Source organism: Aeromonas sp. S9(2024), from assembly GCF_041403185.1.
Classification (GTDB): domain Bacteria; phylum Pseudomonadota; class Gammaproteobacteria; order Enterobacterales; family Aeromonadaceae; genus Aeromonas; species Aeromonas enteropelogenes.
In genome coordinates this window covers 1-15936 of the sequence record NZ_JBGLRE010000006.1, presented here as the reverse complement: position 1 = coordinate 15936, position 15936 = coordinate 1, and the positions used below count along the sequence as shown (strand labels likewise).

The following is a 15936-nucleotide window of genomic DNA, read 5'->3' as shown; positions in this document are numbered from 1 at the left end:
CGCATGTGGTAGTCATGTGGTAGTGCTGTATAGTGGATACTGAGTCAGTTTTGCCAATTTTCAACAAGATATGAAAAGCTGGCAGAATGTTTTCTATCCTTTATCATGCTGGCTTTCTACCTTCATTACTTGCGGGGATTATTGGCGGATAGAAAGTCGACACTTTGAGAAGACTGCTTGGCGCACGCTTGAGCATCGTGGTGAGCAGGTTTGCTTTGCCATTGAAGAATAATAAAGCGAACACTTCCCCCTCCCTTATTGTTCCTAAATTTGGTTGAGCGAGGCACAGTCAAAAAGTTGGTGCTGGCATTGGGGTTAAGGCTTTCAAGGTATCAGCTAATAACGTTGACAGATAATTCGCGAGCCCATTAGCTGCCAGTATCTACTATCCGTACATACTTGTAACTGACATAACAACCCAGGAGTCAACCATGACATGCCTTTCTCCCATTGGTGACCGGATTTGGATGGCCGACGGGCCAATCGTGGATTTCTTCAGCTTTCCTTATCCGACCCGCATGGTGATAGTTCGGTTGGAAGAGGATGCCTTGTGGGTCTGGTCTCCTGTCGCCCTGACCGATGATCTGCGTGCTGAAGTTGAATCCCTTGGCTGTGTCACCCATCTGGTTAGCCCGAACAAGATTCACTACCTGTTCTTGTCTGAATGGCAGGCAGCCTTTCCAGAGGCGCGGCTTTGGGGGCCGGTTAGCACAATCAAAAAGTGCACTGTTTTGTGTTTTGAAGCCCCTTTGGAGGATACTCCGCCCCATGACTGGGGGCTGGATATTGATCAGGCGTGGTTTCGCGGGTCGTTCATCTTTGATGAAGTGGTGTTCTTTCATCGTCCGTCGCGTACCGCAATTTTTGCCGATCTGATTGAGGCATTCAGCGAGGATTTCCTGCACAAGCACTGGAGTTGGTGGCAACGCCCTTTGGCGTATTTGGACGGGATCACAGAAAAATCACCTCACGCTCCGGGCGAGTTGCGCCTGTCTTTCACCGATCGAGCTCCAACCCGTGCTGCGCGCGACAAGGTGTTGAGTTGGGAGCCGGAACAGGTGATCGTTGCACATGGTGAATAGTGCCGTACGGGTGGGCTGGCCTTTGTTGAGCGCGCGCTGGATTGGGTCGGCGAAACACCGGCGCGCGATGCAGGGTGAAGTGCATGTTGACCAGGTCAAACAGGCTCTCTCGGCTGGATTGTTTTATGAGCGTTCAGAGTCATACCGTTTTGACCATCCGACGGGGTTTCTGTTATTTCACCCAACCTCGCGGTTTCCACCAATCGCCGCAATCACACATCATTGATGAGCTGCCTTGAGCTGCCTTGAGCTGCCTTGAGCTGCCTTGAGCGGCAGCTGGCCTCCAGCTGTGCGCACTGAAGTGAGGTGTCTTGATGGCACGCCTGCTTGCACTTTTTTGCGACAGCTTGTGCATTGTCTTCTGTATGTGCGAGACAGTTTTTAACGCCCGTTTCCTCGCGATCAATAAAGATAGCCAGACTCCGAGTGCTCCAGAAAAGAGGGGAGGGATATGTGAAAAAACAGCCAGAAATTGTCGTCTCTCTAACCATTATTGTTTTCAGGTGGATGAGATGTTGAATAATGCTATTCGAATCACATGTTTTTGAACGCAGCCTTTGACTGAACATGCTTTGAAATTATGCTTGCTTGAAATTTAATGATACAGAATGTCAGTGACAGTATATGAACTGCATGGCTAATAACCTGATCGATATATTAATGATCTTCTGTCTGTATGGACAGGAAGGACGATGCAACAAGAGCTGCGATCCTGATATTCAGGAAGACTACTTTTGTGTCGGATCATGATGACGCGAGTTTGGATAGCGATAGTGCCGTCGTGTCTGGTTTGGCGATAGCGCATTTTTAGGAGTGATGAAGAGAACAAAGGAGATAGGGAGATGCGTGATATGTCAACAATATGGTTATTATTCATTATCGTTATAGGCCTGCTTTCTGGTTGCAAGACCGACATCAGGTATGTCGATGAAAAACCGAGTTCGATTGAACTACCAGAGGCTGTTGCCGGGCCTGATGTGATAACAACACCGCGTAATATTGTGTACCTGTCAATTGGTCGTTATGAAAAGACATTTATGCAGAATATACAGGCCAGAGGAAAGGAGATAACTGATTATGTGGTCGCCTTTGTTAATCCACGAGATGCTGCTACGGGTGAGTTGGAGTCATTGACGCCAGCCCAGAAACAAGATCTGGATAAGCTGGTTGCCTATAGAAAGGAATCCAATCCGAATGCCAGGATATATATCGCGATAGGCGGTTGGAGAGGAGATGATGACGGTTTCGATCTGGTGTTTGAAGAGATAGCGCGCAATATTGAAAAACGAAAGTTATTTATCTCTGACATAATGGCACTGGTTGAAGAGTATGGTGTTGATGGTATTGATATTGACTGGGAATACCCTAGGGTGCAATTTGCAGACGAATACGCTTTATTTGTCAGAGAACTTGCCAATGAACTACATAAACGGAATAAATATTTGTCGTCAGCAGTCATTGGTACCAGAGATAAAATGACAGATAGCGGGAATGCCGACGCATATCTGGATTCAACGTTAAGAGATTTTGATAGTATTAATCTCATGGCATACGACATGGAATTTGAAAATCACAGTACCTTTCAACATGCGATAGACAGTATTGATTACTGGGTGAACAAAAGAAAAGTACCACCGCAGAAAGTGATGTTGGGGTTGCCCGTCTATAGCCGAAACAATTGGCAAGATTGGAGCTACATCACATTACAACATCCGGATCAGGAAAATGAAGATACGTCGAGTTGGAACCAGAATGAATTTGGTGAGCTTGTCTCTCCGCAGGGCTACAGCGTTGTGAATGCATGCAGAAATAGCTTTGAATTTATACCTGATGTGGCCAAGCCAGCCGAAAACAAAACCAATTATTATAATGGGCTCCCCCTTATTATTAAGAAAACCGAGCTTGCATTATCAACGAAACTGGGTGGCGTCATGTTTTGGGAGGCGCCTCTCGATGCGGCGAAACCTGAGTATTCGCTGATCCATGCGGCCTATCAGGTCATGAGCGGCATGACGGTTGATAATATTTGCACGCAAAATCCAGCCTGGGTTGCCGACCAGGCGCAGTGAGGGTTGGGAAACGAGTTTATGAACGGCAATGACAAAAGGAAAAGAAAAAGCCGGCACTGGGCCGGCTTGTCTCAAGACCTTGACTGTTAGTGGGAGGTCGCACCGGAGGCGCCGAGCCCGGTCTGGGAGCGGACGAACTGCGGCAGGAACTTGGCGTGTTCGTCGGCAGCAGCCTGGGACTTGTCGGTAACAGAGAAGAACCAGATCCCGACAAATGCCAGCCCCATGGAGAAGAGCGCCGGGTACTCGTAGGGGAAGATGGCCTGGGCATGACCCAACACCTTCACCCACACGGTCGGGCCCAGCACCATCAGGGTTACTGCGCTCGCCAGACCCAGCCAGCCACCGTAGACGGCGCCACGGGTGGTCAGACGGGACCAGAACATGGAGAGGAACAGCACCGGGAAGTTGCAGCTCGCCGCGATGGAGAAGGCCAGACCCACCATGAAGGCGATGTTTTGCTTCTCGAACAGGATCCCCAGACCGATGGCGACCACGCCCAGCACCAGGGTCGTCATCTTGGAGACGCGCAGCTCGTCGGCTTCGTTGGCCTTGCCCTTCTTCAGCACGCTGGCATAGAGGTCATGGGAGACCGCAGAGGCACCCGCCAGAGTCAGGCCTGCCACAACCGCCAGGATGGTGGCAAAGGCGACGGCAGAGATGAAGCCCAGGAACAGGCTGCCACCCACGGCGTCGGCCAGGTGGACTGCGGCCATGTTGGTGCCGCCGAGCAGGGCGCCGGTGGCGTCCTTGAAGGCCGGGTTGGTGCTGACCAGCAGGATGGCACCAAAGCCGATGATGAAGGTCAGGATGTAGAAGTAGCCGATGAAGCCGGTGGCGTAGAACACGGATTTACGCGCTTCCTTGGCGTCGCTCACGGTGAAGAAACGCATCAGGATATGGGGCAAACCGGCGGTACCGAACATCAATGCCAATCCGAGCGAGATGGCGGAGACGGGGTCGGAGACCAGACCACCCGGGCTCATGATGGCGGCGCCATTGGCGTGCACCTTGACCGCCTCGGAGAACAGGGTGCCGAAATCGAAGTTGACCGACTTCATCACCATCAGCGCCATGAAGCTGGCACCGGAGAGCAGCATCACTGCCTTGATGATCTGTACCCAGGTGGTGGCCAGCATGCCGCCAAACAGCACGTAGAGTACCATCAGGATGCCGACCAGCACCACGGCGATGTGGTATTGCAGGCCGAACAACAGTTCGATGAGCTTGCCGGCACCCACCATCTGGGCGATCAGGTAGAGGGAGACCACCACCAGAGAGCCGCAGGCGGAGAGGGTACGCACCTCGGTCTGCTTGAGGCGGTAGGAGGCCACATCGGCAAAGGTGTACTTGCCAAGGTTGCGCAGCCGCTCCGCGATCAGGAACAGGATGATGGGCCAGCCCACCAGGAAGCCGATGGAGTAAATGAGGCCGTCATAGCCCGAGGTATAAACCAGGGCGGAGATGCCGAGGAAGGAGGCGGCGGACATATAGTCACCGGCGATGGCCAGACCGTTCTGGAAGCCGGTGATACGCCCGCCTGCCGCATAGTAGTCGGAGGCCGAGCGGTTGCGCTTGGAGGCCCAGTAGGTAATGAACAGGGTCGCCGCCACGAACGCCACAAACATCACGATGGCCGGGATGTTGAGGGGCTGGCGCTGGACGTCGCCGGTCAGCGCATCGGCTGCCAGCAGGGGGGAAGAGGCCAGAGAGGCCAACAGCAGCAAAGACTTGCCTTTCATGATTGCACTCCCTTGAGGATCTTCTGGTTCAGCTCGTCAAACTCGCCGTTGGCACGGAACACATAGATGCCGGTCAGCAGGAAGGAGGCGAGGATCAGCCCCACCCCGACCGGGATGCCGCGGGTAATATTGGAGCCTTCGCTCAGCGGGGTGCCGAGCCAGGCAGGGTCAAAGGCGATAAGCAGGATAAACGCCAGGTAGAGCCCCAGCATCAAGGCCGAGAGGGTCCAGGCAAAACGCTGGCGTTTGGCGACCAGCTCCTGGAAGTTGGGATCTTGCTGGATCCTCAGATAGCTTTGCTGTTCCATTGCAGTTCTCCATGACATGAGTGTCAGCGGTGGATAAAGGGGGTTGCCCTGACGAGCAGCTTGGCTGCCCATGTAATCAAAATGTGAATTAAATGTTATTTGTGGACAATTAGACTTTGGGATAAGCCAGTGGCCCGCCCCGGGTGAGGCGTAGATAGATGAGAGCCGCGGTGATGGCGTCGGCAAGGGCATCGTGGACGGGCAGGGCAGGCAGGGCCAGATGATGGCAGATGGCGGCCAGGTGCAGATCGATGACTGCATCCGGGTAACGCCGATAGAGGCTGTCGTGATAGAGACGGCTCACCTCTATGCCCCGTTGGGGCAGGGTCAAGCCCCATTGTTTCTGGCAGGCCAGGTTGAGGATGCGCAGATCATAGGCGATGTGATAACCCACCAGTTCGCGTGGCCCGATAAAGGCCAGCAGCTGGCGCAGCGCGGCTTCCAGCGGCATGCCCTGCTGCAGATCCTGGTGGCGCAAGCCGTGGATGGTCACGGACTGGGCGGTCAGGCTGGCGGGGGGAAGCACCTTGATGGCAAGCGCCTCGCCGGTCAGCAGCCGGTTACTCTGGAGCCGTACTGCGCCGATGGCAACGATCTCGGCGCGGGCGGGATCCAGGCTGGTGGTCTCGAAATCGAGGGCAACCAGCTCATCTTGCGGCGGCGCGGCAAAGAGCGGGGCAAACTCCCCATCCCGAAAAGCGCGGCCATACCAGTAGCGTCGCAGGCAGTCCAGCATGCTCATTGTCTCAGACGAAAGTGCAAGGTGAGCCACTGCTGGAATTTTTTCACCTGATGCAGGGCATGGCGCAGCAGATCCCGCTCGCTGTGGCTGAGCTCATTGGCCTGCACCCGGCTGTCGCCATTTTTGAGCTGGCTGCGCAAGCGCAGGCGGATAAACAGCCGGAATGCCTCCGCCAGGTTGCTGCCATACTCGGCGCTGATGCGCTCGGCCGCCACCAGGGCATCGATGCGTGCCAGGGTAGCGGTTTCCAGTATGCCGGCCTCCAGCGCCAGCATGCGGATCCCGTGCACCAGCGGGAAGAGTCCGCCCCGCTTGAGATCCAACCCCTCGGCCGAACGCTCCAGCCGGCCAAACAGGGTGAGGGGAGCATGAAAGGCTACCGCCGGCCTCACCATCTCCGCCAGCAGATCCCGCCTGTCTCTCAGTTGCTCCCGCAAGGTGCGGGCAATGGGGGAGAGCAGAGTGCGATCCCCGGCAATGGGATGGGCATCGGCCAGGGTGGCAAGCCAGAGCAGCTCTGCCTCACTGGCCATGGTGCAGGCGCGGGTGATGGCGCTTTGCCACTGCTCCCCCGTTTTGACCCACTCCGGGTTGTTGACCATCACCTGGCCGGGGCAGAGAGGATAGCCGAGGTGCTCCAGCAGGGCGCTGAAGGCGGCCAGATCTGCTTCCTGGCCGGGCCAGTGCAGATCGGCAGGCAGGATCAGGGCATTGTCCTGATCGGTCTTGAGGATCTGTTCGCCGCGCCCCTCCGAGCCCAGCATCAGCAGGCACACCTTCTCCTGCACTTCGGGCGGGATCACCAGGGCGAACGCCTTGGCGATCAGCTGCTCGTTGACGGTGGCGATGAGCCTCATCAAAAAGGCGGTGTGAATGCCCTGAGCAAACAGGGAACGGGTCAGTTGCAGCTGCTCACGGGCTACCGCCTCCAGCGCAGGGAGTGTATCGGCGCGGGCGATGCGCAGGGTCAATACGTGTGAGTGGGTGGAGAAGAGCCCCAGCACCTGGGTGAGTTGCAGGATCCCGGCGACCTCTCCCTGATGCCAGATCACCAGCCGCTTGATGCGATGACGGGTCATCAGCAGCAGGGCATCGAACAGATAGCTCTCCTGCGGCAGGCCGATCAGGGGGGCTGGCGTCAGCAGGGAGAGCGGCGCCGTCAGGGGCAGCCCTTTGAGGGTCAGGGCATGCAACAGGGTCTTGCGGGTGGCAAGGCTCAGGCTGCCGTCCCGGGCGGGATAGATGAGGCAGTCGCTGCTCTTGGCCACCATGGCTTCGGTAGCTGCCAGCAGCGACAGGCGATTGTCGACGACAAGAGGCGGCTGCAGGTGTTCGGGGGCGATCCGGGTCAGGATAAACTCCGCCAGGTTCTTCTGGCCCAGTTGCTCACGCTGCTCCTGCTGGCGCTGACGCTCTGCCAGGTTGGCGGTGAAGTAGCTGGCAAAGGCGGGATCCTGCTCGCACAGGGCCAGAAAGGTCTGCCTAGGGATCAGCTGGCAGAGGGTATCTTCCAGAGCGGTGAAGGTGTGGCGGCAGTGGCCATCAAACTGGGCCCGCACATCGAACAGATCATCGCAACCATAGTCACCAAATTGATGATGGGGGGCGGACTCCTCCACCGCACCCTTGATGATGAGATAGAGACCGGGGGGCGTGTCGCCTGCGCTGAGTACCGTCTCGCCGGCGCGAAAGTAACAGATTGATAGGCTCTGCTCGAGCCGCTGGCGGGCGTCGGCGGCCAGATTGTCAAACGGTGGGCGGGCGAAGTTGAAGAGTGTTGTCATGGCGATCCCTGGCCAGTGATATGGACTCAGTCTGACAAAGTGACCGGGGGGCAGCCAGCCGACTTTAGTCGCACTGGGCGCTCGCATGCACTCCCGGGCAGGAAAATGGCGGGCTCCCTGTACCTGATGGTAACACTCTGATAACGTTGTGGTATGACCAGTTGATACTCAGGAGAGGCAGAGGGAAATGGAGAAACCAAGGGTCAAGTGCGAGATCCGGGACGGCATCGCCGAGGTGATGTTGACGCGAGGAGACAAACTCAATGCGCTGGACAGGGCCATGTTCAGTGCCATCGACGAGACGCTCGGCCAGTTACAGCGGCACAAGGGCTTGCGGGCGGTGATCCTCCATGGTGAGGGGCGGGCATTTTGTGCCGGGCTTGATGTGAAGTCCATGCTCAAGCAGCCGGTGGCGGCCCTCGAGATCCTCAGGCGCGAGGCGGACGAAGCCACCAACCTGGCCCAGCGGGTGGCCTATGGCTGGCATCAGTTACCTGTGCCTGTCATCGCGGTGACTAAGGGGGTCTGTTTCGGTGGCGGCCTGCAGATCGCGCTCGGTGCCGATTTTCGCTTCAGCACGCCGGATTGCCGCTTCTCGGTGATGGAGATCAAGTGGGGCATCATCCCCGACATGAGCGGCAGCGTCACCATGCGTAACCTGATGGGAGTGGACAGCGCCATGGAGCTGGCCATGACGGGCCGCGAGCTGCTAGCCCCGGAGGCGAAAGGCCTCGGTCTGGTCAGCCGGGTCTGCCCGGATCCGCTGGGGGAGGCGCGGGAGTTTGCCAGAACGCTCATCACCAAGTCCCCCGATGCGCTCGCGGGGATCAAGCAGCTCTACAGCCAGGCGTGGGCGCGCAGCGACGAGGCGATGCTCAAGGAGGAGACCCGCTTGCAAAAGCAGATCCTGGGGCGCCCCAACCAGTGGCGGGCCACTATCAACAGCCTGCTGCGCTGGCGCCTGCCGTTCGGCCCCAGGCGCAACACCCTCTGAGCCGGAAACCTCTACAAGGGAAATAAAAAATGGCAGCCTAGGCTGCCATCATTACGATCTTAACAGTATGTTTTTATTGGTTTTAGTATTTTCACTGCCCCAAAGTTGTCCACGGCTATTGAGCGGCGATGACTGTCACTCCGGCAGTTCTTCCAGCTTCGCTTCGAGTTGCAGGCGGTTGGTGTAGCCCTGGTTGGTCAGGCCGTGCACCACCTGGGTGAGCAGCCAGTAGGCCTCATCGATCTGCGGCTTGAACCCTCTGACCGTGGTGGGTTGTTCCGGGTAGAGTTCGGGGTGGCCCTTGGCGAGGGTGATATCGAACTCGTCCACACCGCGCTGTAGTTTCTCCCATTCTGCCCGAGCGGCCTGCATGGCGTTGGCTTGGGTTGCGTAGATGTGGCGCAGCTCCTTCACGTTCTCGTTGCTCCCGACCAGCAGCTCGTTCTCCTTCTTGTTGACGACTACCCCGGGCGGCAGGGCCGGTTCCTCTTTCGGCTTGGTCGTCTTGCGCCTAACCTCCACTTTCTTCTTTTCGGCTTTATTGTGGTCTTGCCAGTAGGTGGTGACGCCAGTGTAGGCGTCGCGGTCGGCTACCGAGAAGCGGTGCTGGTCGCCGTCCTGGCGGGTGATGGTGATGGCGGGCAGCGGTAACCCGCTGGCGGTGGAGCCCTGACCCGCCTTGATGAACTGCAGGCGGACTGACTTGACGGTGGCGATGGCATTGCACTGGTCCGCCAGTCGGGTGAGGAAGGCGAGATCGCTTTCGTTGGTCTGGTCGATGTGGTCGATCTGCTGGCCCTTGAAAGTCTCTCCCACGCAAGGGGTGAGCGAGTAGGGGGTCGACACCTGCTCCACGATGCTCTGGTGCCAACTGCGCTCGTGCAGCTTGTTCATGCCACCGCGCAGATAGGCCGACTTGCCCCTGATGGTGAGCACATCCGGCGCGTCGCTGTGCTCCACCTCATCGATGTGATAGGTGCCCTTATCGACCAGGGCGCTACCCTGCCAGCCAATGAAGGCCCGCAGGCTGGCGCCCCGGCGCGGCATGGCGAGTTGACCGTCACTGTCATCGAGAGTGATCTCGATGGTGTCGGCGGTGAAGCCGCGGTTATCGGTGATGGTCATGCTCATCAGGCGCGGGCGGATGGCGGCGGAGATGTCGCTGCCATCGACCGTGACCTGATAGGCCGGCACGGGATGCCCCTGGCATCGAGGGGGTTGGTGAGGCCGATATTCTGGGCCAGCTGGCTGGCGAACGAGGCGAAGTCCATCAGAGGATCCCCCCGAGCAGCTTGCCGGCGCTGTTGATGAGCTTGCCCGCACCGAGGCGGCCGAACAGGTTGCCAGCGGTGCGGCCGAGCAGGGTGTTGCCCAGCGTGCTGTCGTTGTCATCTACCCGTTTCATCTTGATGGTGAAGTCAATCTGGCGGGCGGTGCCGTCGCTGAAAAACGCGGTGCGGGTGGTGCTGATGCCCTCAATCACGAAGGCGCCACGCATCACGCCGTCACCCTGGATGAGGGGGAAGGCTTCACTGCTGTCGCCCATCTGGCGCAAGAGGTCCAGAGACACGGGGCCGCCGGTGAGTGAATCGCCCCTACTTTCCTCGACACCCCAAGAGCCTCAAACTGAGGTCATTCAGGAGGTGTTATGAGCAAATAGCAACGTTACACGGAAGAATTCAAACTGGCCGTCGTCAAGCAAGTGACTGAGCGCAATTATCCAGTGGCAGAGGTTGCTGAGCGGCTTGGTGTTTCCAGCCACAGTCTTTACGCCTGGATCAGTGTAGTGGTCTAATCATCCCAGACACCATTTTAGGTGGTACAGTCGCCACCATAACCTGAGGTGTTCAATGACAAGACTACGTCGCTCATATACTGCTGAATTCAAACTCGACGCCGCATCCCTGGTGCTCGACCAGGGATATTCTGTCCCTGAAGCCAGCCGTTCACTGGATGTCGGTGAAACCGTACTGCGCCGCTGGGTTCAGCAACTGCAATCCGAACGCAGTGGCACAACCCCAATCGGCAAAGCACTGACTCCGGAGCAGCAAAAAATTCAGGAGCTGGAAGCCCGCATCAACCGGCTCGAACGTGAAAAGGACATTCTAAAAAAGGCTACTGCTCTCTTGATGGCGGACGAGTTCACACGTACGCGCTGATAGACCGATTAAGGGAGCAAGCCCCCATCACCTTGGTCTGTTGCGCTTTCGATGTTCCCACTTCCTGTTTTTTACGATTATCTGGCCCGCAGGCGGGCGATTAACTGTGAGCGTATGCAGCAGCGCTGTGAGTTGCGCCGTTTGTTCAAAGCGAGCCGGAACTCAGCGGGCAGCCGCGCCTTGATGTCGATGATGCGAGAGTTGGGGTATCAGATTGGCCGATTCAGAATACGGAACCTTGATGAAGGAAGCCGGGCTGGCATCCAAACAGCGGGGCGCACACCGCTATAAGGTGGCACAGTCTGAACGACCGGACATTCCCAATCTGCTGGCCCGCGAATTTGATGTCCAGCAACCCAATCAGGTGTGGTGTGGCGATATCACCTACGTCTGGGCAGGTGGTCGTTGGCATTACCTGGCAGCGGTTCTTGACCTGTACACCCGGCGGGTCGTGGGCTGGGCGATGTCTGATAAGCCTGATGCAGAGCTGGCCATCAAAGCACTGGAGATGGCCTATCAGCAGCGGGGTTGCCCATGCGGTGTGCTGTTTCACTCCGACCAGGGCAGCCAATATGGCAGCCGGGCATTTCGGCAACGACTGTGGCGCTATCGCATGACCCAGAGTATGAGTCGACGTGGAAACTGCTGGGATAACGCCCCGATGGAACGGTTGTTCAGAAGCCTGAAGTCAGAGTGGCTTCCGGCTATGGGATATATGAGCTTGCGAGAGGCAAAACGAGATATCAGTTATTACCTGATGGATTACTACAACTGGCGGCGTCCACATCAACACAATGACGGGATACCGCCAGCAAAAGCCGAGGTTCGGCCTAACCAAGTGTCCGGATTTAGTTGACCACACACACTATTGCGAACCAGGACATGCTTCGAAGGCGACCTGACAAGGTGGGGTCGTGCTGATGAACTGTTTCAGTTGTGCACGAGTGAGCTTTTGCCTGGTCAATACATGCTCCATGCGATCCATCGCCACCAGGTGAAACCAGTTTTTACCTAAATCGATGCCGTAAATGTAAATCTGCGATTGGGTCATGATCAGCCTCCTTGATGCTGGCTCCAGCATAGCGGGGTGGATGGAGCAGACCATCCCATTAGGCCGCCGCGTACTTTGCCAAGCTGTCAGGGTAAGGTTCGCCTTCATCCGGGAGCATGCGTCCACACATCCCATCCGCAGACTGTGTCGAATGATGAATGTCCACCCGGGCGGTTATTACGCCTGGCAGTACCAGCCTTTATCTGCCCGAGCCCTGGAAGACCAACGCCTCCTGGGCCAGATCAAGCAATGTTGGCTAGAAAGCGGGGGCGTCTATGGTTATCGCAAGATCCGGGATGACCTGCGAGAGATGGGCGAGACCTACGGGAAACACCGAGCAGCGCGATTAATGCGTCATGAGGGTTTACGTTCACAAACCGGTTATCGTCGCCGTCCCGGTCATTATGGTGGCTGGCCAGCAGTAGTTGCACCGAATCATCTTGAGCGCCAGTTCGATGTGACTGAGCCAAATAAGGTCTGGGTAACGGACATCACTTATATCCGAACCCATGAAGGCTGGCTCTATCTGGCCGCGGTATAGGATTTGTTCTCACGACAAGTCATTGGTTGGTCAATGAGGCCACGGATCGACCGAGAGTTGGCCATCAGCGCGTTACTGATGGCGGTGTAGCGACGACGACCCGAGCAGGAAGTGTTGGTTCATTCCGACCAAGGTAGCCAGTTTAGCAGCTATGACTGGCAGGATTTTTTGCGGGAGCACCGGCTCAAGGCCAGCATGAGCAGACGCGGCAACTGTCACGATAACGCGGTGGCGGAGAGCTTCTTCCAGCTCCTAAAACGCGAGCGGATCCGACGTAAAACCTATGCGGATCGCGAGGAGGCCCGGCAGGATGTGTTCGATTACATTGAAATGTTTTACAACCCCAAGCGTCGGCACAGTTTCAACAATGGGCTATCGCCAATAGAGTGTAAAAAGCAATATTTCGAAAGGCTCAAAAGTGTCTAGAGAAGCCGGGGCGATTCACACATCCAATAACACACATTATTAGAGTAAAGCTTCTGTGACCAACGTGGGTTCTGTTTTTATATTCCGCCAATAAATAATAAAGGAGCCTATTTTTAAAAATAGGCTCCTTTATTGGTTAAATTCATTTAAATGATTTTAATTATATCATTGCACAATTCCAATGTCAATATTTTCAATATCATTAGCGGTAATTCCATCTAGCAGGACTTGGTCTACATAATATTTTTCACCAATTCGGTACCCAATGCCGCGTCCAATATCTGCATTAATAAATCCATATGTTTTTACAAAGTCATTTCCTTTCTCAAGGATTTTTGAACCGCTCAAATGCATATATATCATTTGGTTTTTAGGTAGGGTTTCCGGATTGAAACTTAGTTCGGTAAGTAGGTGGGTCTCTGTTTTATAGAAAGGTTTTTTAGGCGCTTCATATATGAATATTTTAGAAACTGTTACCCCTTTAGATAATTCTTTGTCTAATACTATAGTTCGTATGGAGTTATCATTTTCAACGATAACCCCATAATTAAATGGAACTTGGTATATGTTTATAGGTTCTACACCCCAATATCTACCCATAGCATCCGCATTATGGTAAGAGTCGAACCTATCGCTGAGCTTAATCAATCTTGAGAAATTAAAGTCAGGAATTAAAATGTTCTTATTACCATCCATTTTAGATGACTTTATAATTTCCCCTCTAACAATCTCCTGATAATGAGTTGCACTGTAAGCTCTATAAATAAGATGATAGGATGGTATGAAGTATGAAAGAAGGAAGAACAGAGGCAATAAATTTATATATATAGATGTTTTGAGGCTATTTACATTGAAAATGTTGGCCACAAAAGCAAACATTATAAGTAAAAACACTAAAGTACCATTGCCACTTCTTTCAGGAATTACAGGCGCTCCTATTAACATTAGCGCTGACAGAACTGATGTGAAAAAGAAGAAAATAGCAGCCTTGGCTACAAGGTTATTATTTTTATTCTGCTCATGATTTTTTATTAAGTTGAAAGCTACTGACACAAAAATTGTGATTAGAAAAATCTGCCAATAGCTCCCCATCATAGCAGAAAACCTGGTCAAAACATGCTCGTCAACTCGCCATGAAATACTTTGGCTATACCAGTTTATGAATGATATATGTTGAGCGCGTATTGAGTTACCAGGAGCAAGAATAAGCACTAACCACCCAAGTAATGTCCCTGCAGAGCCGACTGCAAACTTTATATTCTGGTTTTTTTGTCTCTCAGCTAAAAAGAAGATCCACAAAAAAATGCTAAATAAACATGCAAAGATACCAGTATTTTCATTGGTACACCCAGCAATAATACCAGTAACAAAAAGGCACAGGGTGTGTAGATAAAATCCTGAGGTTTTCTTTGTTAATGACACGAGCAAGTTTATATATATAAGAATGTAGAGATTTGTCCAGAGATAATTGGCGGATCCTACAATCCAAAATGATGTTTGCCCCAGATTTGTATTCGCTACCCAATAAGATAAAAATACAACAACACAAATTGCAATGTCATTGAAATTTATTTTTCTATTGGTTAGGTTAGCAGGGAGATATGATATGAGAAACACCAGCGCTATAAGTGCTAATGAATTAAGGGCTGAATATACTGGTTTGCTTAAATAATAAAGCATTGTGCTGCTGGTAATGTCTGCCGAAAGGCGTCCACTCCATGACATATAATGGTTGTATATTTTTGCTATATCCCCACCATTAAAGAAATAGGAGTAATCATCTGAATGCAATGGCGTATACATCTGAACTGGTAATACAAGGTAAAATAAAACAGCAAAAACAACAAGCAATAATGTAATATGTCTATTTTTAAGTATAAAAGGCATTTCTTCACCTTGGCCAATAATGGATATTTATAATAACGGAGCTGACAACCACATTATTTATATATCTATGGTTATAATTTCAAGCGTAGGATTATACACTAACAAAAGGCTATGTCCCAATTACGTGTTGCATGGGGCGCTCCAGCGCCTCATGCAAACACGCTTTGATATTCACACCCCTTCCGTAACGCTCCAGCATCCTGCACCAACCCAGATAGTTCTTCAGGTAGTGGGTCGCCACACCATGAAATCGATCCATCCACGCTTTCAACCGATGGTGATATCCGTTCACGTGCTGGATGTGATACGCACCGACCACTCGCTCTCCCTGACGATTGTGCACCACTTGATGTGTCACTCCCTGTGCCTGGCTGAAACTGGCATACACTCCCGCACCATCGCTACACAGCACGGCCTCCGGTGACACCAGCGGCTTCAGGAGCGCTATCACCGTCTCGGCATTCATCTGCTCCATCTGAAAATCCGCATGATGGCCTGCCCGGTCTTGCACCACCATCACCGGGATGTAATCCGACCCGGTGCCACGGGTTCGTCCTTTACCACCACGATGCCGTGGCGGACGCGGCAGCCCCCGTTGCCCCTTGAACGACTCGAGGAAGAAGGTCTCATCGACCTCAACGATGCCCTCTTCCCATGTGGCTTGATGGTCAGCCATCGCCCGTAAGAAGCGGTAGCGCCAGAGGAAGGCTGTATTTTTGCTGACCCCGCAACGTATTGCTGCCTGGCGAACGGTCAGTCCTTCGATGAGGGCTTGCGCGTAGTCTTCCCAGCACTGGGCTTTGCGCAACCTGGCCAGGGGGGGTCTTGGTGAGCACGGAGCTGGTGCGCAGGCACAGTTTGCAACGGTAGCGGCGCAGTCCCCGACTCCAACCCCAGGGCGCCAGCTGAGCGGCTTCGGTCTGACAATGAGGGCAACCGTTGCATGCTGGTAACTGGGTATTGAGCGAGGTAATGGGGTGTGGAGACATGAGCTCCTGCCGGGCAACACGGCGTTGGCGCAGGGTCAGCTGAGGAAACAGTGTAGTGGTCTAATCATCCCGGACACCGTTTTAGGTGGTACAGTCGCCACCATGACCAGAGGTGTTCAATGACAAGACTACGTCGCTCATTTACTGCTGAATTCAAACTCG

10 protein-coding genes and 5 pseudogenes are annotated in these 15936 nt (G+C 54.2%); 6 read left to right on the top strand and 9 right to left on the bottom strand.

Annotation, left to right across the window (positions count from 1 at the left end; genetic code table 11):
• The first annotated feature begins 431 nt into the window (after positions 1-431).
• Positions 432-1082 (top strand): DUF4336 domain-containing protein, encoded by a 651-nt coding sequence (locus ACB028_RS11330; RefSeq protein ID WP_371144316.1) that lies wholly within the window; start codon positions 432-434, stop codon positions 1080-1082.
• Positions 1083-1924: 842 nt separating this feature from the next.
• Entirely contained in the window at positions 1925-3151 is a 1227-nt protein-coding gene (locus ACB028_RS11325) for a glycoside hydrolase family 18 protein (protein ID WP_371144315.1), read from the top strand.
• Between the two features lie 86 nt (positions 3152-3237).
• Here the strand turns inward: ACB028_RS11325 and ACB028_RS11320 are convergent, their stop codons facing one another.
• From ACB028_RS11320 to ACB028_RS11305, 4 genes are all read right to left on the bottom strand, one after another.
• The gene (locus ACB028_RS11320; protein ID WP_042069558.1) at positions 3238-4893 is read right to left on the bottom strand and encodes a cation acetate symporter; all 1656 of its coding nucleotides are present in this window, start codon (positions 4891-4893) and stop codon (positions 3238-3240) included.
• Positions 4890-5201, bottom strand: coding sequence for a DUF485 domain-containing protein (locus ACB028_RS11315; protein WP_371144314.1), 312 nt, complete (start codon positions 5199-5201; stop codon positions 4890-4892). Before ACB028_RS11315 ends, ACB028_RS11320 begins: the two co-directional genes overlap by 4 nt.
• Before the next feature lie 109 nt (positions 5202-5310).
• A complete protein-coding gene (locus ACB028_RS11310) occupies positions 5311-5937 on the bottom strand; it encodes a 3'-5' exonuclease (protein ID WP_371144417.1) in 627 nt (208 codons plus the stop codon).
• A 2-nt stretch (positions 5938-5939) separates the two neighbouring features.
• Complete coding sequence (locus ACB028_RS11305; RefSeq protein ID WP_371144313.1) at positions 5940-7727, bottom strand: putative nucleotidyltransferase substrate binding domain-containing protein; 1788 nt, start codon at positions 7725-7727, stop codon at positions 5940-5942.
• A 187-nt stretch (positions 7728-7914) separates the two neighbouring features.
• Here ACB028_RS11305 and ACB028_RS11300 point away from each other — a divergent pair, with 187 nt between their 5' ends.
• A complete protein-coding gene (locus ACB028_RS11300; RefSeq protein WP_371144312.1) occupies positions 7915-8721 on the top strand; it encodes a crotonase/enoyl-CoA hydratase family protein in 807 nt (268 codons plus the stop codon).
• A 135-nt stretch (positions 8722-8856) separates the two neighbouring features.
• Here the strand turns inward: ACB028_RS11300 and ACB028_RS11295 are convergent, their stop codons facing one another.
• Complete coding sequence (locus tag ACB028_RS11295; RefSeq protein ID WP_371144311.1) at positions 8857-9915, bottom strand: phage late control D family protein; 1059 nt, start codon at positions 9913-9915, stop codon at positions 8857-8859.
• A gap of 76 nt (positions 9916-9991) precedes the next feature.
• Positions 9992-10294: pseudogene (locus tag ACB028_RS11290) on the bottom strand (phage tail protein); the annotation flags it as partial.
• An 87-nt stretch (positions 10295-10381) separates the two neighbouring features.
• Here ACB028_RS11290 and ACB028_RS11285 point away from each other — a divergent pair.
• Positions 10382-10507 (top strand): annotated as a pseudogene (locus tag ACB028_RS11285) (transposase); the annotation flags it as partial.
• Between the two features lie 64 nt (positions 10508-10571).
• A pseudogene (locus ACB028_RS11280) lies at positions 10572-11736 on the top strand (IS3 family transposase).
• A 9-nt stretch (positions 11737-11745) separates the two neighbouring features.
• On the opposite strand, the gene ACB028_RS11275 reads toward ACB028_RS11280, so the two are convergent.
• Positions 11746-11931: a hypothetical protein gene (locus ACB028_RS11275; protein ID WP_371144310.1), complete on the bottom strand. Its 186-nt coding sequence runs from the start codon at positions 11929-11931 to the stop codon at positions 11746-11748.
• Between the two features lie 61 nt (positions 11932-11992).
• Here ACB028_RS11275 and ACB028_RS11270 point away from each other — a divergent pair.
• A pseudogene (locus tag ACB028_RS11270) lies at positions 11993-12898 on the top strand (IS3 family transposase); the annotation flags it as partial.
• A 165-nt stretch (positions 12899-13063) separates the two neighbouring features.
• Here the strand turns inward: ACB028_RS11270 and ACB028_RS11265 are convergent.
• Together ACB028_RS11265 and ACB028_RS11260 are read right to left on the bottom strand one after the other, a co-directional pair.
• Positions 13064-14785 (bottom strand): DUF6056 family protein, encoded by a 1722-nt coding sequence (locus ACB028_RS11265; RefSeq protein WP_371144309.1) that lies wholly within the window; start codon positions 14783-14785, stop codon positions 13064-13066.
• 109 nt (positions 14786-14894) lie between these two features.
• Positions 14895-15774, bottom strand: a pseudogene (locus ACB028_RS11260) (IS1595 family transposase).
• Between the last annotated feature and the right edge of the window lie 162 nt (positions 15775-15936).